Raw genomic sequence first — 21,089 nt, 5'->3', positions numbered from 1 at the left:
CGGAATCGGCTTTGTGCTTAGGCCTGCACGATGTCGGTCATTTCGGTAATGCCACAGGACGTGGCGTGTTTACCGATGCAGGTCATTTAGCCGTTATCGCATAGATGCGATGGTTTTAGGCTAACATCCCCTAAGGACTCCTTTCCAATTCTGTGACATCCGCCGGAGGCTTTGGGCCACGCGATGTTGGTCACTCAATCGTTACCACAGAACGTGGCGCTGTAGCGACAGGTACAGGTGTTTAAATACCCGTTGAATAGTAGCTTAAATCTGTATTCATATCACCATCTATAGAGGTGGAAGACTTCTGCTGAATGAAGTTAAACCACGCCTGCAAACAATTCTGTAAATACGTCATGGCTACAATATCTTTAATCCCAATACGGAACCATTCGCCATTTAAGCCCATAAAGTTTTTTGTATGACGCAGTACGACGCCCTTTGATAAACAATATGTAAAAAATGTATCTGCTTGCTGATTTTTCGGTAATGCAAAACATACATAATTCGTTACACTATTTGTCACCTGGCAACCATGTTCCTGTAAATAGCTCTGTAGCGATTGTCGTTGATTTTTCGCATAGGCAATGGCTTGCTCACAATATGTGCGTTCATCTAAACAGCCTGTCCCAATAACTAGGGCAAAGGCATTCAAGTTCCAATGCGGTAGAATATACTTTAGCTCAGTAACAACTACCGGGTTCGCCACTAAATAGCCTAGGCGTAATCCTGGAATCGCATACATTTTTGTCATCGAACGAACGACAATCAAATGAGGATTTTCTGCCACATACTGGATTAATGAATAAGCTTCATCTACCCAGTCAATAAATGCCTCATCAATGACAAGCTCACAATTGACCTTTGCACCGTGAGAGATTAATTCGAGCAGCTCCTCTTTCTTTGGAAGCACACCTGTTGGATTGTTCGGTGTACAAATATATAAAGCATCCGCGTTCACCATTTCACGCTTCAGATGCTCCATTGGCAATGTATAGTGAACAATATCCTCTACAATAATTGGCACAATTTCAGCGCCTGCAGCTGTTAATGTTCGTTCATATTCTGAAAAAGTTGGATGTACGATAATAACACGCTTATTGCTGTAGCGTCTAACTAAAACACTAAATAGCTCAGATGCACCATTACCTAGTAATATAGAATCTTTTGGCACAGCATGAAAAGCTGCCACCTTTGATAAAAACGGCTCACCGTCTGGATCTGGATAACGTTGAATTAGCGGATAAAATGTCCGCCAACGTGCCTCGACAAACGGTGGTGGCCCTGCCGAATTCACATTTTCGCTAAAATCATACACCTTTTCCGGCATATTAAGTCCTAGCTGATGATAAACATTTTGCGGATTCGCTCCGTGATTAGGTAATTGCAAAAATTAACACCTCCACTGATAACATTACTAGCGTAAAGAGCAAGGTCGCGATGCGCATATGAATCACTGACGTTGCAATATGCTCTTTTGTTAATGGGACCAATTTCTCTCCCATTATTGCTCGATAAGAAACGACACCCTTATATGTATTTTTTCCACCAAGCTGAACACCTAATTGAACAGCTGTAGCTGCTTCTAAATAACCACTGTTAGGACTTGGATGCTTTTTCGCATCTTGTGCCCACCGTTTTAAGCGCTTCCCGAGAGATACATTCGTTTCATTTTTCGTCCCAAGCACCATAAGTAAACCTGTTAATCGGCTTGGAATAAAATTAAGTACATCGTCTAGCTTTGCTGCAAACATACCAAAGTCTTTATATTGTTCGTTTTTATAGCCAATCATAGAGTCTAACGTATTAACAGCTTTATAGCCCCATAACCCTATAGCGCCAAATAAAAAGGCATAAAATAATGGAGCTGTTACGCCATCACTCGTATTTTCTGAGACTGTTTCCACAACACCACGAACAATTTCATCCTCGTCAAGTTTCTCCGTATCACGGCCGACTATCCAGGATAGCTTCACACGAGCTTCAGCAAAATCGCCTTTGACGAGCGGTTCATAGACAGCCATCGCCGCTTCCTTCAAGCTACGCTGTGCTAGTCCAATCCCAATAAGTAAGCCCTCAATCACTATGCCAAATAGCAGGCTCACCTTATAGCTTAGTAGCATAATGGCCGTCACAACAAACATCGTTGTACCAACTACAGCAAGCGCCATCACCATGCCACGGAGTTTTCTCATTCTTCCTTTATTCCATAACTCTGTTTGAGATTGAATGAGTTTTCCAATCCAGCGTACTGGATGAGGCATTTTAGGAGGATCACCCACTATTAAATCAAAAACAAGCCCAATGATACAGGCAATCACCAGTGCCATCATAACGGATTCTCCTCCTTATCTTTTTTATATTTTTGAATGGCATCGCGCATCGTTTCATAAACACCATGGCCAATGATTTTGCCAAGCATCGTAATCGGCCCAGCATATTGATGATAGTCACCTTCCTCTGTTGAAGCAATCAACAAGCTATCTGTTGAAGTACCTGTAGCTTGTGTACCCGTTGTTGGATCAGTGATGCCCTCATCAATAAGTGCCTTAACCTTTGCCTCTGTCGTAGAAATCATCGCTTGAAATAATGCTTCATCCGACAATCTCCCATTTATTAGTACCCACGTATTAATAGTCCCCGCATGATACTGCTCCTGACGATGAAAAGCTCGCGTAATATCGACGGCATTGCCAAGACCAGCAGTAATCATGATGACAAGATGAATTCCTTCATATGTAAATTCACGAACTGTCGCATACCGAGCATAGACTGCCGTCATCATCGCCACCGTATTGTCAATGGGAAAGCCCTCAGACTGTAAAAACCGTTGCAATTCTAGCTGTGGTTTTCGCTCATCATACGTATAGGGCACTGAACGATTCATCAAATGAGTATAAAAGCCAAAACCCGGATTATGTACGGCTGAGGATACTACCTTCATCGGTGAATCTGTTTGGACGGCAACATAATGGTCAGAAATATGAATATCGCCCTTGCGAAGTACTGACATAATCTCGCCTCCTATTCAGAAAATAAAAAAACAAATTCTTACAAAGAAGAATTTGTACTGTTGATCTTAAATTAATCATCTTTCCCCAATTTAAAGCTTTTGAATTTTCGCACAGCATCGCAACTTCATAATACTCAAATTATTTATTTTTTTTGAAATTGTATCATAAATTCACAGGTTGCCACAATTCAATTTCGCGATATTTCGTTATTGTCTTTGTTTTAAAGTTTTAAAACGAATGACGGATCCTGCAATAATAAATACCCAACCAATACCGACATAGACAATTTTCATTGTTTTTGTCGAGGACGGTAAAATATCCATGATCGTTAAACAAACAAATAGTATGCCAATCATTGATAGAAGCATACCAATCGATAATTTTTTCAAAAGAAAAACCTCCAATCTGTGTACGCCCTCGATTTTACCGTATTCTCGTCAAAAAGAAAACACTAATCCGTTTCAAGGATTAGCGTTTATCCCCCCGCATTAACAAGCAGTATTTTTTCTGTCCCACCTCTATCCATTAATCAAGCAAAGGCAAAGGCAAACTGCCCGTGAACACTAATTAACAAGTGGGGATAAAAAACTCCCCACTTTTAAAAGTTTCACTATATATCCTTACACTCGCACATGTGCAAAAAATTCCTCATAAAGCGCTTGTAAAATTTGGTTTTCAAACTCTTGTAGCACTCCGAATACTAGACTAACTTCAGATGAACCTTGATTAATCATCTCTATATTTGCACCTGTTTTAGAAATCGCAGTTGCAGCACGTGCCGCTAAACCTGTATTATTACGCATACCTTCGCCTACGATAACAATCATCGAGAAACCATGACGCATTTGCACATCATCTGCATGTAACTCATTTTTCACACGAGAAAGAATTCGTTCTTCATTTTCTAGTGTAATTTGGTTTGAACGCATAATGACAGAAATATCGTCTAAACCAGACGGTGTATGTTCATAAGAAATATTTTCATCTTCCAAAATTTGAAGAAGCTTACGTCCAAAGCCTACTTCACGATTCATCAAATATTTTGACACATATAAAGTTGAAAAGCCACTGTCTGCCGAGATACCTGTAACTGGACGTCCTGTAACAGAGCGTCTTGGTACGATACGAGTACCTGGGGCCGATGGATTATTTGTATTTTTTATGTTAACGGGCACCCCAATCTTGTAGACAGGCATTAACGCTTCATCATGGAAAACTGAAAAGCCTGCATAGGATAATTCGCGCATTTCGCGATACGTAATTTCTTTAATTTCCACTGGATCATTCACAACTTTCGGGTTCGCGGAGAACACGCAGTCCACATCCGTAAAGTTTTCATAAAGCTCTGCTTCAACAGCAGCTGCTAAAATAGAGCCTGTAATATCAGAGCCACCCCGATCAAATGTTCGTAGTATGCCCGCTTTAGTGTAACCGAAGAAACCAGGGAATACAATAATTTCCTTGGTATTTTTTAGTGGCGCTAAATTAGCATAGGCCTCTGGTAATGCATACGTGCGTTCAGGTAAATCATTGACGACCAAACCTTCTTTTGGACTTACATAGCGTGCCGTCATACCGATGGAATTAAAATAAGCTGCGATTAACTTCGCGTTATTGTCTTCCCCTGCCGCTTTGATGCTATCGATAAATAATTCCTCATTCGATTTATCACCCTGTACACGTTCACGTAAATCTTCAGCGATCACATCACAAATTGTATAATCTAACTCCAAATCATCCGCAATCGCCATAAAGCGATTTACAACGATTTGCAATTCTTTCTCAATATCTTCATTTTTTAATGCTGCCATTGCTAAGTTAATTAATAAATCAGTTACCTTTATATCGTCACCAGAACGCTTCCCTGGTGCAGAAACGGCTACGATTTTACGTGCCGGATTAGATTTTACAATGTTTGCTACTTTTTGAATTTGTTCTGCACTTGCTACAGATGTTCCACCAAATTTACATACGATCATAACCATCAAATCCTAACTTTTTAAATTAAATGTATTCCTCCAAAAAACAATTGATTGTACACAGTGTACAAATTATCATTCCCTACGTCAATACAATTTAAAAAATTCACGCAATTAATCGATGGAAAATGGACAATTTTCACACTGTTTGATTTATTATACGGATTTCGTATGAAATAGTTAAGGTTTTTGCGAAATTTTTTCGTAAAATTCCAATATTCGTACAAATATTTGTCTGAACTAGCTGAATTCATCTAATTTATAGAATTTTCAATGGTGTATCTGACATGTCAAAACGAACCACGTCTTTACAAATTTATATGGATATCAAGATGAACAATTTTAATTGTATAAGTTGTATCACTTCAACAGCAGGATGTTGATTTATTACAACGATAGGTCTAAACTCTTCGAATATGACTTCTTTATTTAAAGACATTTTTTTCCAGCATCGTAATAAAATCAAGTGACGAAAAGTATCTCAATCAAGAACTCTTTTATACTTACTTATATTTAACATTCGTAACAAAGTATTTTGCAGCAAACTTGATTGAATTGTAGTGACTTTCTTCTATATTAATTGAAGAAAACGCTTTCTCCATTATGATATGCTGAAAAAATTGTGATGTTTGTGCTATTTATGAGTGATGTCAAGCTATTCTTTTGTTGTTTTTTTATCTGTTTTAAACGGGGATTGCTTTGATTTGAGTAAGTTTGTGCTTTTATTCTGTGGAGGGCTGTATTCGTAAGGATCGGAGCAGTTCTTTAGGTGACCTGATTTTATAACGAAAAGGCCCTAACACAACGATATGCTAGGGCCTTCTGTATGTTAAATCACGCCAATTACATTTAAAAATACGATAATAATTGCAATCGGTGCTATATAGCGAAGTAAGAATAGCCATAATACAAATAATTTATAGCCTTTATTTTTACTTACACCCAGTTCACTCATTAATACATCTTTCTTCATTTTAAACGGTACGAAGATCGCAACTAATAATACACCGAGCGGCATAAGAATATTACTTACTGTATAGTCTGCTAAATCAAAGATATTTTTTTCAAATAATGTAAAATCACTTAATACGCCATATGATAAAGCTGATGGAATCCCTACAACAAAGATTAGTAATCCTACAATCAATGCCATTTTTTCGCGTTTCCCTTTACCCTTTGTCGTTAAAGAGGCCACGCTAATTTCCAACATGGAAATGGCTGATGTAATCGTTGCAAAGAAAAATAGTAACAAGAAAATAATGAAGAACACTTTTCCAAATGCCATTTTACTGAAAATCGCTGGCAAGACAATAAATAATAGACCTGGTCCTTGAGACGGTTCCATTCCAAATGCGAATACTACCGGGAAAATTGCAAGCCCTGCAAGCAATGTAATGACAAGTGTTAAACCGACAATAGAAAATGCGGAACGTGGTAAACTTTCTTCTTTCGGTAAATATGAGCTATACGTTACCATTACGCCTACGCCGACAGATAACGAGAAGAATGATTGCCCCATCGCATATAAAATAATTTCAGATGTAACATTTGAGAAATCAGGCTGTAAGAAGAAACGAACCCCTTCTCCTGCTCCATCTAGTGTAAGAGCACGAATAATTAATACAAAGAATAAAACAAATAGTGCTGGCATGAAATACTTATTTACTTTTTCAACACCATTTTGTACACCTTTACTTACGATAAAAATAGTCATAAGAATAAATAATAGCTGTGATCCAACTGCTAAAAATGGATTAGCAATGATTTCAGTAAAAGTTGCTTCGTAAGAGCCATTGCCTTCCCACAGTCTACCTGTAATCGCATTCCATAAATATAATAAAATCCATCCTCCAACAACACTGTAGAATGAAAGCAATATGAAACAAGTGACAATCCCTAATTTACCTACCCACGGCCATTGCGTTTTCGGAGCAATAGTTCTATATGCTTCAACAGCCTCTTTTTGTGTACTTCTTCCAATAACAAATTCCGCCAATAATAACGGTAAACCAATTAATAAGGTAAAACCGATAAAAATAAGGAAGAACGCACCGCCACCTCCAATACCGGCCATATACGGGAACTTCCAAATCGCACCAAGACCTATCGCTGAGCCCGCTGCAGCTAAAATGAAACCTAATTTCGATGTCCATTGCTGTGAATTCATCTCTTTATCTCCTCTCTTTTTCTATTTCTTCGTCGTTTATTACAATTCGGTCTTTATTCATATTGGTCTATCGTACTCCTTTCTCATACAACCACTGCTTTTCAAATAAAAATCGTCCCTACGAAAACGTAGGGACGATAAAAATATCGCGGTACCACCCTAGTTATGAAGTTATAACTAGATGAAAACCTTAATAAAAAACGCCCCTACGCAATTACGTAGGGACGATATAATATCGCGGTACCACCCTAGTTATGAAGTTATAACAAGAGTAAAACCTTAATCAATTATGCCTCGGCATAATTGCGTCCGGAATCGGCCGGAGACTTTAACTTCTTTTAGCGGGTGTTAGACACCCGGTAAAAGAGTTAAAAAACGCCCCTACGAAATACGTAGGGACGATGTAATATCGCGGTACCACCCTAGTTATGAAAATACAACAAGAATAAGACCTAAATAAAAAACGTCCCTACGTAAGTACGTAGGGACGATATATATCGCGGTACCACCCTAGTTGTGAAAAATTCTTCACCACTTTATTTGATAACGGTATTCACTACCGTCTTCCACTTCCTCACAACATGTGATTTATGAAAGATGCTCCAGGTCGAAATTCATGATCATCTATATACTGATTCGCACCAACCATCAGCTCTCTGAAATAGGGAGATTTTCACTACTTAATCCTATCATTGCCCAAATATTAATTTTCCGAATTGATACTATCATTTTTATCACACATAAAAAAAAGAGTCAATTAATTTTTTGAATTTTTATGTATTATCCTCTTACTTTTTGCTATAAAAATTCAAAATATTACTTTTGAATGAATACCCTTATTAAACATCGATAGGGGTAATTTTGGAATTCAGGAAAAAAAGGACAGAATTACTTATAAGAGCTGGTTTGTCATTAAAGATGAACTGGATGAAAAATTTGTATCAAAATTTCAATACCTCCAATACTGCACTGATAATAGTATTTCAACGATTTTAATACAATCCAGGCGTCGTTTTCTCAGACTATCAATAAAATGGGGTAAAACCCATTTTTATCTTTATCCTACCATAAATATCAAGTTCCGCTACCCTAACTATTTCTCTACATAGTCATTTCTTTAGTTTACGTATTTTTCTATTTCATACCCGAATCTACTTCTCTTCGCAAACGGGTATTCACTACCCTTTTCAATGAAATTTTCTACCTCTGTATTTAACAACAAAAAAACTAGGCTCACATTCTATGTGAAACCTAGTTTTTTATCTCAAGTTTAATTGCTCTTTATTAAATAGCTGTCCAACCGCCATCAATAACTAATTCTGCACCTGTCATAAAGCGTGATTCGTCAGATGCTAAAAATACAACGCCATAGGCAACATCCTCTGGTTCACCAAAGTACGGAAGCTGCGTATACGTTTTATAGAAAGGAAGAGCTCCTCCTTCTTCCATTGTTGGTGCTGTCATTGGTGTAACGATGATACCAGGATGTACGGAATTTACACGGATTTTATCTTTTCCATATTCAACTGCAGCTGATTTTGATAGTACGCGCAGTGCCCCTTTAGCCGCTGTGTATGGACTTGTACCTGCCATACCAACAATACCGCCAATGGAAGAAATATTAATAATAGAGCCCCCGCCTGCTTTTTGCATTTCAGGAATCACATATTTCATCCCAATAATGCAGCCATTTAAGTTAATGTCCATTATTTTATTCCATTCGTCCATTTCCATGTTGGCAATCGTTTTCGGTGAAGAAACACCAGCATTGTTAACGAGTACATCGACCTTACCATATGTCTTCATTGCTTCGGCAATGACGGACTTCCAAGCATCTTCAGATGTCACATCATGCTGGACCCCTATAGCATCACCGCCACTTTCTTTAATTTCTCTTACTAATTGGTTCAATGGTTCGATTTGAACATCTGTAGCGATAACTTTTGCCCCTTCTTGAGCAAATAATTTTGCTTCAGAAGCACCCATCCCCATTGCTGCCCCAGTAATGATGGCTACTTTTCCATTTAAACGACCCATATTAAAACTTCCTTTCTAAATGAAATAAAACGACTAATTCATGAACATATTAACAACTAGTTGTATTCTCGACACCGTGTCGTTAATATAAGTATATCAATACTCATAAAAAGGGCAAACAACACAATTCATAGATTCGACGCTTTAGCAACGAACTTATAGCCAGTGTTGTAATAATAGAAAAAATAAGACAAGGAGCTTAAAAATGTCGAATAAGAAACAGAAAATGGACCCTCGGGTTATGAGGACGCGCCAACTACTAAGAGACGCACTTGTGGAATTAATTGAAGAAAGAGGCTTCGAAAAGATTACTGTACAAGATATTACAGAGCGAGCGACCTTAAACCGTGCTACCTTTTATCTACATTATAGCGATAAGCTCGATCTTCTCTATCAAAGCACAAAGGAAATATTAAATGATTTAGTGAGCAGTCTTAACGATACATTCGATGACAAGCTAGAATTTGATTTTTCAAAAGATGCAGATGAGCCACACGATACATTTATGCATTTATTCGAGCAAATTTCTTTAAATAGCAAATTATATAAAGTGTTTTTAACTGAAAAAGATATTCCTTATTTTTCTTCAGGCTTGAAGGAAATCATCATCGATTTTATCTCAAATGGGATCAATTTTACACAACCTGATGATAAGAGGCTTACAGTGCCACGTGAAATGGCTGTCAGATATTTTGCTGCTGCCTTTCTCGAGGTGATTGTTTGGTGGTTAGAAAACGATATGCATTATTCATCAAACTATATGGCTACTCAGCTCATGCGTATTACAATGGTGGGCCCTTATGTTGACAATCCTTTTGGAAAATAAAGTGATTTTATGCTAACAACTTCATAGGAAAAACCATCTTCATTTTAAATATGTCGTGTAAATGTTAGCAAGCGAGGCAGTTCATTATATAGCAGTAGAATAGTTTAAAAAAGAGTTCCTATTCTTTATTTATAGGTGTTTTCTCAAGAATTGCTTGCTAGTGGAATGTACAATTAACAACAATACAGAAAAAACTATATAGTAATTTTATGTTTTTTTTGATATCTTTTTAGGATGATACTATAAAGGAATGGCCAATATGAAACTAATTAAACGATTTATTTTAAACCGTCCTGCAGAAAAGCGACTTGCCTATTTTTATGGTATGGTAGCAACGGATGAACAAGTGTGGTTACTACGTGACGGAAATGGCGATATGTTATTATTCGAAGACGAAGACGGCTATCCATTTGTACTTCCTGTCTGGCCAACAAGAAGCTTTGCTGAAATGATGGCTGCTAATTTAGACGAGACATTTGAAGCATTCAACATACCACTTTCCATTTTTCTAGACGATTTAATTGTTGATATTGAAAATGACAGTGGTGCCGTATCGATTTTCCCCAACGAAAACGATACAATTATTCAAACTAGGGATGAAATAAAGGAAATGATTCGTATTTTATGACAAGCAAAATACTCCATAATAAATGTAGAACTCTATCATAAGTGATAAATAATATTTTTATTGAACTAACTGAGCAATTCTGTCCAATTATGAGTATTAACAATAAGGGGGAAACTATATGACAAAGAAAAATAAAGAGTTGTCACTAGAACAACGTGAGGAACTACTCAGAACTTTGAAAGCCCGTTTTGAGAAAAATATGAACCGCCATAAAGATCTTGAATGGACTGATGTACAAGCTAAGCTAGAAGCTAATATTGAAAAACTGTGGTCGCTTAATGAAATGGAAGGAACTGGCGGTGAACCAGATGTTGTTGGCCATGATGAAAAGACGGGCGAATTCATTTTTTATGATTGTTCAGCGGAAAGTCCTAAAGGTCGCAGAAGTGTTTGTTACGACCGTGAGGCACTGGAGTCAAGGAAAAAGCACAAACCAGAAAATAACGCTATTGATATGGCAACTGCCATGGGCATTGAACTTTTAACGGAAGAACAATACCGAGAGCTGCAGAAACTTGACAATTTCGATATGAAAACATCGAGCTGGGTGCAAACACCTGCTAATATTAGAAAACTCAGCGGGGCCATCTTTTGTGATTATCGCTACGACACTGTTTTTGTGTACCACAATGGTGCAGATTCTTACTATGCAGCAAGGGGCTTCCGTGGCTCGCTAAGAGTCTAAATTTTTGATCTCATACCCAGGTTAATATCATTTAACCAAACTTTACTATAAAGCTACATCCAACTCTACAGGAGGTAGCTCCACTATCGCAAGGAATGACATTAGGACTTACCAAAATTGGTAAGTCCTAATTTTTCACTGCTTATTGGGGAAATAAAGGATAAATTGGACACGAAACATGGCTCCATATTATAAGTGCTATTTCGTATTAGTATCCCCCAATTTAAAAACCAATACGAACTCAATTTTTTCTTCAAATCCTAATTAATCTTTATGAGATAAAGAAAAGCTTTCCACCAAAGTTGCGCCCTCTTATAGCTAATTATTAAAGTTAAAGCCTATTGAAGCTGGCTCGGTTGTAACAGCCGCTGAATGTTTAAACACTTATTTGTAAAGAATTTGTTTGTCTATTATTCTTCAATGTCTTTGTCACTTTTGTATTCTAAAATATCTCCAGGTTGACATTCTAAAGCCTTACAAATCGCCTCTAAAGTTGAGAATCGAATCGCTTTTGCCTTTCCATTCTTCAATATAGAAAGATTAGCCATTGTTATTCCAACTCTCTCCGAAAGTTCTGTCACACTCATTTTCCTTTTGGCCAACATCACATCAATATTGATTATTATTGACAAATTGAACACCTCAAATCATTAAATCATTTTCTAATTTTAGATCGATGGCTTCTTTTAAAAGCTTTTGAAGAACAGCAGAAAAGACTGCGATTATCATTGAAGCAAAGATAGGGACCATTCCGAAAATTATGAGACCTGGAGCATCATCTGTCTCTGCTGCAAGAAAAACAAATGGCATCATTAACACATACAAGATACTAATTGTGATTGCACAGTATTTTATTTTCTTTAAAGCTCTTACAGAAAGATTAGAGAACGCTTTGTTCTTATCAATGTAGCTTAGAAGTAGGAAAGCCTGATATAACGCAATGAAATACGGTATTACTGATACATACATAATAATTATACCAGGATATAGTATATACCAGTAATCTGGATTTGCTAGATTATTAGCTAACCAAAATAAGCCAAATATACAGAAAGCTAAAACGGGAGTTCCCATAAGAAAAACAGCTATTTTTAAAAAGAGTGTTGAACCTCGTTTCATAAAAAGCACCTCACTTAATTAATCTACGTTTGATTTTAAAACACCATTTATCGTTTTTCAATAAAAAAATATCTAAATTCATTATTTTTTTATTGAAAACCTATTATTCAATCCTCATCAATAGTAAAAAATACCATTTTTCATTTATGAAGAAATGTTTTTAAATGAAAACTATTCTGCTCCTCTAAGTAATTAACTACAATAAAAAGAGATCAATCCATTTTGGATCAACCTCCTCAATCAATAAATATAATTCATAATGTTTGGCTATTGCTCAACATCAAATTACAAACATGGGCCTAGGGTGGTTTGTTGGCTTTATCGTCGTTTTCTCCTCAATTATTTAACCTTTTACGATTGTTCTTTGAGCCTTTTTAATGATTCTCTCAGTCGCTTTAGTTGGTGATGCTTTTTGCCATTCATCACACAGGTTTATGACCCACTCTGGTTGAGTTTTACTAGCATCATTTAACCAGTTGCCGACAGAATCTTGAACATACTTTGATGGATCTGATTTTAGTAACTGTAGAATCGGAAGTGCGATTTGTGGCTCTTCTTTTAATCTTTCAATATGCTTTGTCCATACCCCGCGAGGACGGATTGATTCTAAACTAAACCTACGGATGTTTTCATCTTCACTTTTCGCCCATTCCGTTAACAAATCGACACTACTCTCAATATTAGCTGAAAGTTTCTCCCTAATTGACATCCAAGCAATTTCTCGGACACCAAAATGATGATCTGCTGCGAAAGATCGGATATACAACAATGCTTCTTCTAAAGAATGATCGTTGTTTTTATTCATAAACGCTGCCCAACATCGGACGCTATCAGATACATGAGTGGAACATTTTTTGATTAACTCCTCTTTTTTTGTATCACTTTCATTCATCATGACTGTATCTAATAAACTACCTATTAATCGTATAGCCTTCATTCCCGTTTCTACTTTTTGCTTCTCTATCTCTGTTAATATAAAGTCTAACTTTTCTTCTAGCCCTATTGACGGTAGCACATTTTTTACTAAAGTAATATGGTGAACAGCTTGCCATTCTGTTAAATTAACACTCTCTATTTTCCCTTGATTTAACAACATTAAAACTTCACTAGGAATATCACTAGCCTTTCTAGCTCCCTTTCTATTTAAAACGTCTTCTTTTACAATCATTTAACACCCTCCTGTAATAATGGTTATTAAATCCGACCTATTCAAAATAAATGTCTATTTTAATATTATTTTTTCTTACAAAATATTTCCACTATTCCCTCTAATAAATTTCACCTCGACATAATTGTGAATCGATATTGATATAGAGTGGCTTGATAGAGACACCTATGATACGATTACCAAATAACAACTTCATTTGTTTTTTATGAACATTAGTGAATTCAAGTGAACAACAACTTAAAAGGATGATAATCAATTGAGTAACGAACAAAATAACAGTAAATTTATATACACATATGTACATCATGTTGATGAATATGATCTGTGCAGAATGGAGATGCGTTCATTTTTTAATCTTGATTCCCAATCAAACTATATAATAAGCCCTATTAAAATTGATCCAAGCCGTAGCCCTTTTATGCAGGACAGACTTGAAGTGCTATTTGAAGATAATAGTATAGAAAACATCAAGACATTGGTGAAGGATTTAAAAGTAAAGGAAGCAACTTATAAAGTAGTTTGTTTAAATAGTATGGATATAGGTGAAGAGAAGAAAATTCATCTGCCAGAGCGTCGAATGATAGAACGCGAGGTAGGATTGTGCATCGATGGCGAACCAGAACTAAATGAGCCTGAAGTTGTATTTGGTCTTATTTTAATAGATGGAATATGGTATTTTGGAAAGCATATGAAGAGTGAATCCATTTGGCATAATCATTTACACAAGCCACACAGTTATTCAACGGCACTAAGTACTAGAGTAGCTCGTACTGTTGCAAATATCGCAGTTCCACAGCCTCAAAATATCCGTGCGATTGATCCTTGTTGTGGTATAGGGACAGTAGTAATTGAAGCCCTTTCCATGGGGATTAATATAGAAGGGCGAGATATAAATTACAACGTTTGTCAAGGTTCCAGAAAAAACATCTCTTATTTTGGGTTAACAGGCAACATTACATTAGGTCCAATCTCCGAGGTTAAGGAACATTATGACGTCGCGATCATTGATTTACCCTATAACTTATTTACACATATATCAACCGAAGATCAATTTAGTATTCTACAACATGCTCGACGCATTGCCGATAAAGTAGTTGTCGTTACAATTGAAACAATCGATGACTTGATAGAAGATGCAGGTTTTGTTATATCTGATCGATGCGTTGCTAAAAAGCAATCATTTTTACGTCAAATTTTATTATGTGAATAAAAACATTATATTGAAGATGTATATCTAATATATAAGACGAATCGCTTCAAACGCGATTTGCAATGAGAAGAAAGTAAACCTACTCCCAAGTTGCGCGGCGGAGGCGGTTTACTTTTTTTGTGTAAAAGTAAACGACAATGCAATTACTGAAACTATAAGCGATGAAAAACTTATAGTAACCATATTATCAAGACTTTTTTTTAAAACTATATATAAATACTAAGTAACGATAAAGTAAACTTATTAGGGAAGTATTTTTATTTTATTTTTGTTGTTTTCTCAAAGATTGGTTTGATATTTCGTGAACCGAAAATTTAACTATAGCACCCCTTCGTATTATATGGTTTTATTATAGGAGTAGCCAGAGCTGAACGTAACTGACCTCCATCTTCGCTATTCATCCATTTTTTGTGTAATTCCAATACATTTTTATTTCGTTCTTTTTCATGTTTTTCCCTCCATTTTGCTTTTTCATTTTTTATGTATTGATAATACTGTATTAAGAAAAAACCGAATGCAGCTATGGGACTCTCTGCGGCATAAAAAAAACATAGCGATTTATAACATAAAATGCAGGATGTGAAAGATTACACATGCAGGAGATACTAGCATAACCCCGTTCTAAATTTAGAACAGGGTTAAAAATATAGTTGTAAAACTATTAAGTTTTTCCTTACAAACTTTAAAAGTATATCATCTTCAGGCGACATTATAACTCGCTATTTTGTAGATGTTGATATTGAGACACTTACGACTGTTCAACTAAAAGAGTACTTAGCAAAATCTAGTGTGAATCTTAAATCCTCTAGTCTTGCTCCCCGAATTCTTGCACAACTAAGTGGAAAGCGTAGGAAGGAATTTTATCAGAAATATTTTTAGTTTATTTAAAACAGAGAAACACCATAATAAATGTTTCTCTGTTTAATTAATGCTCCATTAGTTCAAGAATACAAATACTGACTCATTAAATATTTGTTTTTAACATCATTCTTTATTCAATTGGTCTGCCCTACAGCTACAATTTTGCATGTTGAAATTGCAAATCTAAAGATTGGTTGGTTAGGACTAATTGGTAGAGTACCTAACACAATACCAAGACCTGTTTGTTCCACGGTAAAATCTACTGCAGTAGATCCATTACTTACCAAAAGATTTACTGTTGAACCAATAAGTGTATTCAGCAATTGTCTAATTGGTCGTTCACGACAATTGCATTCACATCCTGATTCAACAGGTGACAACAAATTGATAGTAGGTTCTAGTGGTAAAAAACCTACCCCTATTACATCAGAAATATTTACAACATAGGTTGTAGTTCCATTTGTAACAGTAACTAAAAAATCATTCACCTCTACAATAGTGAACATAAAAAGGAGAGGAGGTACATTAGGTTCATCTGCAATAGTACCAAGAATTACAGTTCGCCCAACAAGTTGTTGTAAGACGGACTGAAGTGGAGAAACACAACAGTCACAAAGACATGAAGATACAGGGACTGAAGGACAATGACTATTAAGCGCTGTGTATTTAACCGGAGGACAACATCCGTTAGGTTTTATGCAAGTAATTTTCTTTTTTTCAGACATAATTTCACCCCACTATTTCTTATAGAGTATGCTTTTAAGAACTATTAGATTGGATTAAAAACTACAAGTTTTTATTGAACATGAATATATCTGCACTGTTAGTACAATAAGAAAAAAGAGCTGTCTAAACAGCTCAATGAACCTTACGTAAAGCACCCTTTACTTGAACGTTCACTATTTCTTTAAAGGCATAAATGATGATGGATTTAATTGTTCACTTTCAATAACAATAGCGGTTAATCCTGTGTCAGTTTTGGTTTCATGCCATTCATCTTTCTCCCAAAAGACAGCATCACCTGATTGAACTTTGGCATATTCTTCTTTTTCACCTCGAACATATCCTTCTCCATTCAAAACTAAAAGAAGTTGAGGTACTACTGCTTGATGAAAGCCAATAATTCCGTTTTCTTCTAAGTACATACAACCTACATTTGTTTGCATTTCTCCAGTCTGGATAATACGGGATATAACAAAGTCTGAATCAAATTTAGTAATCTTCTTACCAATATTTTTACTAAAATTATATATCTCCATTTATACCTCCACAACGCTTAGAATTTATATAGAGTCATTCAAGATTGCTATAAGAAAAACCTCTAATGTATTACATTAACCTGCTACATTAACACAAGAAGCGATTGCTCTTATTGAACAATCGCTCCTTATTAACAATTAAAAAATGAACAGTAAGCTAACTTAGATAACGTTAACTACTGCCCTTACTTATAGTCACATAAACCATCATTGCTTCAAATTGGCATCAAGTCCTTTCCCTTCAAGGACTTAAAGAAAATAGGTGGAAATTTGATTACCAATCGCCCATAAAACCTCTATCTAGTTACTCTCAGAATATACTATATTTTAAGAATAACTCCTTTTTCGCGTAGAAATTCAAGCCACCACAATGGACAAAAAAGCCCACTCTATTTGAATGAATAGTAGTCTTTTTCATATCGAGTGACTAAAACTAGTTGAAAAATGATAGCGGTATATTTTCCAAAAAGTCTCTGAACCATGACAATTTTATCTCACGGTTTTGTTTTGTATCAATCTAAACAAGGCACAACTAGGAAGAACGCTACATGAAAAACAGAAATTAGAGAAGCTGGAAAATCAGTTAAAGCTCTCTCTCCTTTTCATCTATAATGGATTAATTATTTACGACTGTTCAACTAAAAGAGTACTAGCAAAATCAAATGTGTATCTTAAACCTTCAAGACATAATCATTATCCCGTTGGTCGCATGAAGAACCTATAAAATTTAGTGGCTAAAATAAAAGAACCAAAAGTCGGAAAACTTATTTCTAGTTTTTAACTAAAAGAGAAATTGAACATTTACTTGAGCATGAAATACCCCCATGGAATAAGCTTGAGTTTATATTTTCAACGGGATGTAGAATTGGAGAAATTGTTTCACTAGAAATGAATCGTATTAATTGGTCAGAACGCTCTGCTATTGTTAAAGGTAAAGGAGATAAAATAATAAAGATATGCGCACCCATTGAAGTAATTCAAAGTTTAATGGAGCAGAAAAAAGTAAAACTACTCGGAAAGCTTAGGAAGGAATTATTTCAGAAGTACTTTTAGTTTAATTACTACAGAGAAACACCATAATAAAAGTTTCTCTGTTCAATTAATGTCCCAGTTAGTTCAACGTTTTTTTATACAGAAGTTTTAAAATTTTTTTTGAAATCTCTTCATATGAAGAATTCTTTCCCCACTGGTTATACCACTTTCGAATCATTTCTACTAACCAAAACGGCACAGAATTTCCATCTATTAAATGATAGTATTGTTCATATCCTTTTTTAAAATGCTCCCATCGAAAATCATTACCTTGTAGTGTGTATTCAGAGACATCAATTATTTTTGCTCTTCCGTTTTGTAGTAAAATATTTTTCAAATGGATATCACGCGGGTTAAGGCCCTTATTCCGAACATATTCTCTTGCATCCTCCACTTCATTTACAACCTGTTCTGGAATGTGAATACCTTGTAGAATGCAGTCAAAGAGTGTTTTTCCTTCTTCGTAACTTAGAACGAGGTATTCGTCGTATGAAGCAAAACATCTTGAAAAGTAAGGTGAATCTTCTAATATTTGATAAACATTTGCTTCGACTTTTACTTTGTGTACTTTGTCCTTGGCATATATTTTAAATGCATAAGCTGGTGCGGAAAGAGATTGAAAAACAGCCGCATCTGTCCCGACACCTATACACTTCAAATCATCAGCTTCCCCACTTATGGTTACTGGTTCGTTATTTGGATTTGAAAAAACTTTAATTTTAGAAAGAGAACCTATAGCTTTGTCCCAGTCGTTTTCCATATAATTTCTCCTTTCATTAGCATTGAAGAAAACTACACTATCCAATTACTTTTATAGGGATTCTATACCGCTCTTAACAAAAATCAAATTATACAAGGAAGTTCATAAATCTTTAACTAACACACCCGCAAGGCTTAAGAGGTACTATTTTCATCTTTGTTTTGACTACCTCATTAACATATTCTTAGACTTTAATTAAATTACTGAACATCGAATTTTGATAACTCAACCAAAACGGAATATATGTTCATTACTTAAGTAAACTGCTCTGTTCAATAAGAAAAAAGAGCTGCCTATGCAACTCAATGATCTTTAAGAAAGTGTCACTATCAATATACTACTTTCTTCTTCAAGTATTCGGCCTCTTCAGCACAAAAAGGAATTTCGCAGCAAACATACCTGATGGGCTAATAAACTCAATAACTTCAACAAAAAAAGCGCCAATCCTTGTTGGATCAACGCCCCCATTTATTTTAATCCTCTTTTTCCTGATCAAACCACAGTAGCTCTTTATCATCAACGTCGCCATTATAATTGATTAGAATTTCATCTCCGGCTTTAATATCCGTATAAGCAAAAAAATCAAAAGTTTGGTTTCTAAAATTAATCTCATAAGTTGCATTAGGTTCATAAGAATGGTTAAACAACATACCATAACCAAGAAGGATAGCAGATTGGCCGATCCCGTACTCAAATGCGTAATCAGCAAGTAATGTTTGCTCAATGTGTTCATGTTGTTCATTTGGGTATGAAATGACAGGGGCTTCGTGTAAAAGCTGACCTTTTTTAATATCACACGTTGCAAATACCCCTCTATTGAATTCTCCATCACTTAATGGAGATGTTTTGATCTCTATCATGTTTGTTCTCCTACTCACTTTTAAAATATTCTTTGCAGCTGTAAACATTATCTAGTTCATTTAAACACTTCGTTTATCATTAATTAGCGTGATTCTTTTGGCGGTTGGCAAACGTCACATTTACGTTGATGTTTATTTTTAAACTTTGTAAATGTTTTTTCAAACTTGCTACCACACGCACATTTTAATAATAACTTTTGAGAAAAACCGTGATATTCAGTCGTTAGCAACTTACTTTCCGAATTAGTTTCAACAAATTCTTTAATTTTTTCAATCGTCCATTTTTTATTCAATCTTTTACACCTCTATATTTTATCTCTATGCGGAGGCTTTCATGGCATCCGTTCAGTTATAAGGAACGTCTTTATTACCTTAAGTTACTCATTATAACACGAGCTGGTATATAATCAAAACTGATTGAAAAATCATATTTGACTAACATCCTACTACAAACATTTACGTATAAAAGGTCTACTACTTTTATGATGCAGGATACATCCCCTTGTTTTAATTATGACGGTACTTCTAATGTTACAAGCTTAGTCTCGAAATGATTTAACACACGTTCTTGGAATGCACATTTACTCCACCGAATCATTCACCTTTTACAATATGTGGTATTATATTAATAAAAAAGGAGTGATATTTTGATGAATTCCTTTAGCAAATTTATACATTATATACTATCGCTCTTGTTAACTTTCCAATTAATTTATTTCGGAATTCCAGATTTTGTGAAGCCTATTTTTGTTTATGAATATATTTTATTTTTCGGTGTATATTATTTATTTGCTATTCTTCAAGATTTTTTTAATCTAAGTGAAAAAACAAAAACAGATATATTTCTACGGGTTGTCATGATCATTAGTTCTCTTATCCTATTGATTACATCCATCTACTATACTGCCACGTTTTCGATTATACTTTCTACGATAATGTTCGTTGCAATTAGTTTCTCATTATATTTAGAAATCAAGTCAAACAAGCAAGAAGAGTAATCTTTTTTGCTTGTCTGGCTTGATGATTATTATCGTGAAACATTCACCTCACTAATTTTGTATACAGACGGCTTTCTTTAAATAGAGCACCGTTTTAGATGTTCACCCAAAATGGTTGTACAGCTGTTTAACGAATCATATTCCAATCATTTGCTTTAGTTGTTCAAAAGGCACATATCCAATAATTGGTTCACGTAATTTATGATGAATAATCAATCGAGAATGAGGAATTCCCATTACCTTATATTCTGCTGCAATATCCGGGCTTTTCTCCACATTCACCCTTATAATTTTCACCTTACCACTGAATTCTTCATTCAGTTCTTTAAGCACCCCTTTGAACATTTTACACGGGCCACACCACTCAGCCCAAAAATTTATTAACACGATCTTTTTAGTTTTTAAGTGTTCTCTTAATTCTTCCTTTGTTGTTACTTGAACAATTGACATCCTTCTTTTCCTCCTTTATGAAAATAAAAATCTTGA

The 21,089-nt window shown here is 35.4% G+C and carries 20 protein-coding genes, 1 pseudogene and 1 other annotated feature; of the genes and pseudogenes, 5 read left to right on the top strand and 16 right to left on the bottom strand.

Annotation, left to right across the window (positions count from 1 at the left end; translation table 11 throughout):
* Nucleotides 1-241 precede the first annotated feature (241 nt).
* The 7 genes from ACVYAD_RS11230 to ACVYAD_RS11200 all read right to left on the bottom strand — a co-directional run bounded on the left by ACVYAD_RS11230 (nt 242) and on the right by ACVYAD_RS11200 (nt 9,197).
* Nucleotides 242-1,390, bottom strand: a complete 1,149-nt coding sequence (locus ACVYAD_RS11230; RefSeq protein ID WP_476426494.1) for a pyridoxal phosphate-dependent aminotransferase — start codon at nt 1,388-1,390, stop codon at nt 242-244.
* Nucleotides 1,377-2,333 carry an adenosylcobinamide-phosphate synthase CbiB gene (gene cbiB, locus ACVYAD_RS11225; protein ID WP_476426493.1) on the bottom strand — a complete coding sequence of 319 codons (957 nt, stop codon included), beginning with the start codon at nt 2,331-2,333 and terminating at the stop codon, nt 1,377-1,379. The genes ACVYAD_RS11230 and cbiB overlap by 14 nt, the downstream gene beginning before the upstream one ends.
* Nucleotides 2,330-3,013, bottom strand: coding sequence for an adenosylcobinamide amidohydrolase (locus ACVYAD_RS11220; protein WP_476426492.1), 684 nt, complete (start codon nt 3,011-3,013; stop codon nt 2,330-2,332). The genes cbiB and ACVYAD_RS11220 overlap by 4 nt, the downstream gene beginning before the upstream one ends.
* Before the next feature lie 207 nt (nt 3,014-3,220).
* On the bottom strand, nt 3,221-3,403 hold the full coding sequence (locus tag ACVYAD_RS11215; protein ID WP_349658391.1) for a hypothetical protein: 183 nt from the start codon (nt 3,401-3,403) through the stop codon (nt 3,221-3,223).
* 231 nt (nt 3,404-3,634) lie between these two features.
* Nucleotides 3,635-4,993 (bottom strand): aspartate kinase, encoded by a 1,359-nt coding sequence (locus tag ACVYAD_RS11210; protein ID WP_476426491.1) that lies wholly within the window; start codon nt 4,991-4,993, stop codon nt 3,635-3,637.
* Nucleotides 4,994-5,822: 829 nt separating this feature from the next.
* Nucleotides 5,823-7,160 carry a sodium-dependent transporter gene (locus tag ACVYAD_RS11205; protein WP_476426490.1) on the bottom strand — a complete coding sequence of 446 codons (1,338 nt, stop codon included), beginning with the start codon at nt 7,158-7,160 and terminating at the stop codon, nt 5,823-5,825.
* A 480-nt stretch (nt 7,161-7,640) separates the two neighbouring features.
* Nucleotides 7,641-7,862 (bottom strand) — a binding site (T-box leader).
* A gap of 582 nt (nt 7,863-8,444) precedes the next feature.
* Nucleotides 8,445-9,197: a glucose 1-dehydrogenase gene (locus ACVYAD_RS11200; RefSeq protein WP_476426489.1), complete on the bottom strand. Its 753-nt coding sequence runs from the start codon at nt 9,195-9,197 to the stop codon at nt 8,445-8,447.
* A gap of 205 nt (nt 9,198-9,402) precedes the next feature.
* Here ACVYAD_RS11200 and ACVYAD_RS11195 point away from each other — a divergent pair, with 205 nt between their 5' ends.
* From ACVYAD_RS11195 to ACVYAD_RS11185, 3 genes are all read left to right on the top strand, one after another.
* Nucleotides 9,403-10,023 (top strand): TetR/AcrR family transcriptional regulator, encoded by a 621-nt coding sequence (locus tag ACVYAD_RS11195; RefSeq protein ID WP_476426487.1) that lies wholly within the window; start codon nt 9,403-9,405, stop codon nt 10,021-10,023.
* A 259-nt stretch (nt 10,024-10,282) separates the two neighbouring features.
* The gene (locus ACVYAD_RS11190) at nt 10,283-10,651 is read left to right on the top strand and encodes a DUF2750 domain-containing protein (RefSeq protein WP_476426485.1); all 369 of its coding nucleotides are present in this window, start codon (nt 10,283-10,285) and stop codon (nt 10,649-10,651) included.
* A gap of 118 nt (nt 10,652-10,769) precedes the next feature.
* Nucleotides 10,770-11,336, top strand: a complete 567-nt coding sequence (locus tag ACVYAD_RS11185; RefSeq protein WP_476426483.1) for a DUF4256 domain-containing protein — start codon at nt 10,770-10,772, stop codon at nt 11,334-11,336.
* A 410-nt stretch (nt 11,337-11,746) separates the two neighbouring features.
* Here ACVYAD_RS11185 and ACVYAD_RS11180 read toward each other — a convergent pair whose 3' ends face one another.
* The 3 genes from ACVYAD_RS11180 to ACVYAD_RS11170 form a co-directional block, all read right to left on the bottom strand.
* Nucleotides 11,747-11,968, bottom strand: coding sequence for a helix-turn-helix domain-containing protein (locus ACVYAD_RS11180; protein WP_349658397.1), 222 nt, complete (start codon nt 11,966-11,968; stop codon nt 11,747-11,749).
* A gap of 10 nt (nt 11,969-11,978) precedes the next feature.
* On the bottom strand, nt 11,979-12,455 hold the full coding sequence (locus ACVYAD_RS11175; RefSeq protein ID WP_349658398.1) for a DUF2975 domain-containing protein: 477 nt from the start codon (nt 12,453-12,455) through the stop codon (nt 11,979-11,981).
* A gap of 343 nt (nt 12,456-12,798) precedes the next feature.
* Nucleotides 12,799-13,623, bottom strand: a complete 825-nt coding sequence (locus tag ACVYAD_RS11170; protein ID WP_476426481.1) for a DNA alkylation repair protein — start codon at nt 13,621-13,623, stop codon at nt 12,799-12,801.
* Between the two features lie 256 nt (nt 13,624-13,879).
* Here ACVYAD_RS11170 and ACVYAD_RS11165 point away from each other — a divergent pair, with 256 nt between their 5' ends.
* The gene (locus tag ACVYAD_RS11165; RefSeq protein ID WP_476426479.1) at nt 13,880-14,833 is read left to right on the top strand and encodes a TRM11 family SAM-dependent methyltransferase; all 954 of its coding nucleotides are present in this window, start codon (nt 13,880-13,882) and stop codon (nt 14,831-14,833) included.
* Nucleotides 14,834-15,828: 995 nt separating this feature from the next.
* On the opposite strand, the pseudogene ACVYAD_RS11160 reads toward ACVYAD_RS11165, so the two are convergent.
* Both ACVYAD_RS11160 and ACVYAD_RS11155 read right to left on the bottom strand, forming a co-directional pair.
* Nucleotides 15,829-16,317: pseudogene (locus ACVYAD_RS11160) on the bottom strand (bclA protein); the annotation flags it as partial.
* 276 nt (nt 16,318-16,593) lie between these two features.
* The gene (locus ACVYAD_RS11155; RefSeq protein WP_476426477.1) at nt 16,594-16,953 is read right to left on the bottom strand and encodes a cupin domain-containing protein; all 360 of its coding nucleotides are present in this window, start codon (nt 16,951-16,953) and stop codon (nt 16,594-16,596) included.
* Between the two features lie 792 nt (nt 16,954-17,745).
* On the opposite strand from ACVYAD_RS11155, the gene ACVYAD_RS11150 reads away from it, so the two are divergent.
* Entirely contained in the window at nt 17,746-18,006 is a 261-nt protein-coding gene (locus tag ACVYAD_RS11150; RefSeq protein WP_476426593.1) for a tyrosine-type recombinase/integrase, read from the top strand.
* Between the two features lie 58 nt (nt 18,007-18,064).
* Here ACVYAD_RS11150 and ACVYAD_RS11145 read toward each other — a convergent pair whose 3' ends face one another.
* From ACVYAD_RS11145 to ACVYAD_RS11130, 4 genes are all read right to left on the bottom strand, one after another.
* Entirely contained in the window at nt 18,065-18,745 is a 681-nt protein-coding gene (locus ACVYAD_RS11145) for a serine/threonine protein kinase (protein WP_476426475.1), read from the bottom strand.
* 473 nt (nt 18,746-19,218) lie between these two features.
* Entirely contained in the window at nt 19,219-19,605 is a 387-nt protein-coding gene (locus ACVYAD_RS11140; RefSeq protein WP_349658404.1) for an SET domain-containing protein, read from the bottom strand.
* Between the two features lie 83 nt (nt 19,606-19,688).
* The gene (locus ACVYAD_RS11135; RefSeq protein WP_197143105.1) at nt 19,689-19,898 is read right to left on the bottom strand and encodes a hypothetical protein; all 210 of its coding nucleotides are present in this window, start codon (nt 19,896-19,898) and stop codon (nt 19,689-19,691) included.
* 840 nt (nt 19,899-20,738) lie between these two features.
* Nucleotides 20,739-21,053 carry a thioredoxin family protein gene (locus ACVYAD_RS11130; RefSeq protein ID WP_349658406.1) on the bottom strand — a complete coding sequence of 105 codons (315 nt, stop codon included), beginning with the start codon at nt 21,051-21,053 and terminating at the stop codon, nt 20,739-20,741.
* Nucleotides 21,054-21,089: the final 36 nt, after the last annotated feature.

This window comes from Lysinibacillus sp. G1-3 (assembly GCF_056322905.1).
This window is presented reverse-complemented; position numbering and strand designations above follow the sequence as displayed.

Excerpts from the sequence above, each read along its gene's own strand:
- cbiB (WP_476426493.1), bottom strand. The coding sequence starts at position 2,333 with ATGATGGCACTGGTGATTGCCTGTATCATTGGGCTTGTTTTTGATTTA.
- ACVYAD_RS11220 (WP_476426492.1), bottom strand. The coding sequence starts at position 3,013 with ATGTCAGTACTTCGCAAGGGCGATATTCATATTTCTGACCATTATGTT.
- ACVYAD_RS11210 (WP_476426491.1), bottom strand. The coding sequence starts at position 4,993 with ATGATCGTATGTAAATTTGGTGGAACATCTGTAGCAAGTGCAGAACAA.
- ACVYAD_RS11205 (WP_476426490.1), bottom strand. The coding sequence starts at position 7,160 with ATGAATTCACAGCAATGGACATCGAAATTAGGTTTCATTTTAGCTGCA.
- ACVYAD_RS11200 (WP_476426489.1), bottom strand. The coding sequence starts at position 9,197 with ATGGGTCGTTTAAATGGAAAAGTAGCCATCATTACTGGGGCAGCAATG.
- ACVYAD_RS11195 (WP_476426487.1), top strand. The coding sequence starts at position 9,403 with ATGTCGAATAAGAAACAGAAAATGGACCCTCGGGTTATGAGGACGCGC.
- ACVYAD_RS11190 (WP_476426485.1), top strand. The coding sequence starts at position 10,283 with ATGAAACTAATTAAACGATTTATTTTAAACCGTCCTGCAGAAAAGCGA.
- ACVYAD_RS11185 (WP_476426483.1), top strand. The coding sequence starts at position 10,770 with ATGACAAAGAAAAATAAAGAGTTGTCACTAGAACAACGTGAGGAACTA.
- ACVYAD_RS11175 (WP_349658398.1), bottom strand. The coding sequence starts at position 12,455 with ATGAAACGAGGTTCAACACTCTTTTTAAAAATAGCTGTTTTTCTTATG.
- ACVYAD_RS11170 (WP_476426481.1), bottom strand. The coding sequence starts at position 13,623 with ATGATTGTAAAAGAAGACGTTTTAAATAGAAAGGGAGCTAGAAAGGCT.
- ACVYAD_RS11155 (WP_476426477.1), bottom strand. The coding sequence starts at position 16,953 with ATGGAGATATATAATTTTAGTAAAAATATTGGTAAGAAGATTACTAAA.
- ACVYAD_RS11145 (WP_476426475.1), bottom strand. The coding sequence starts at position 18,745 with ATGGAAAACGACTGGGACAAAGCTATAGGTTCTCTTTCTAAAATTAAA.
- ACVYAD_RS11140 (WP_349658404.1), bottom strand. The coding sequence starts at position 19,605 with ATGATAGAGATCAAAACATCTCCATTAAGTGATGGAGAATTCAATAGA.
- ACVYAD_RS11130 (WP_349658406.1), bottom strand. The coding sequence starts at position 21,053 with ATGTCAATTGTTCAAGTAACAACAAAGGAAGAATTAAGAGAACACTTA.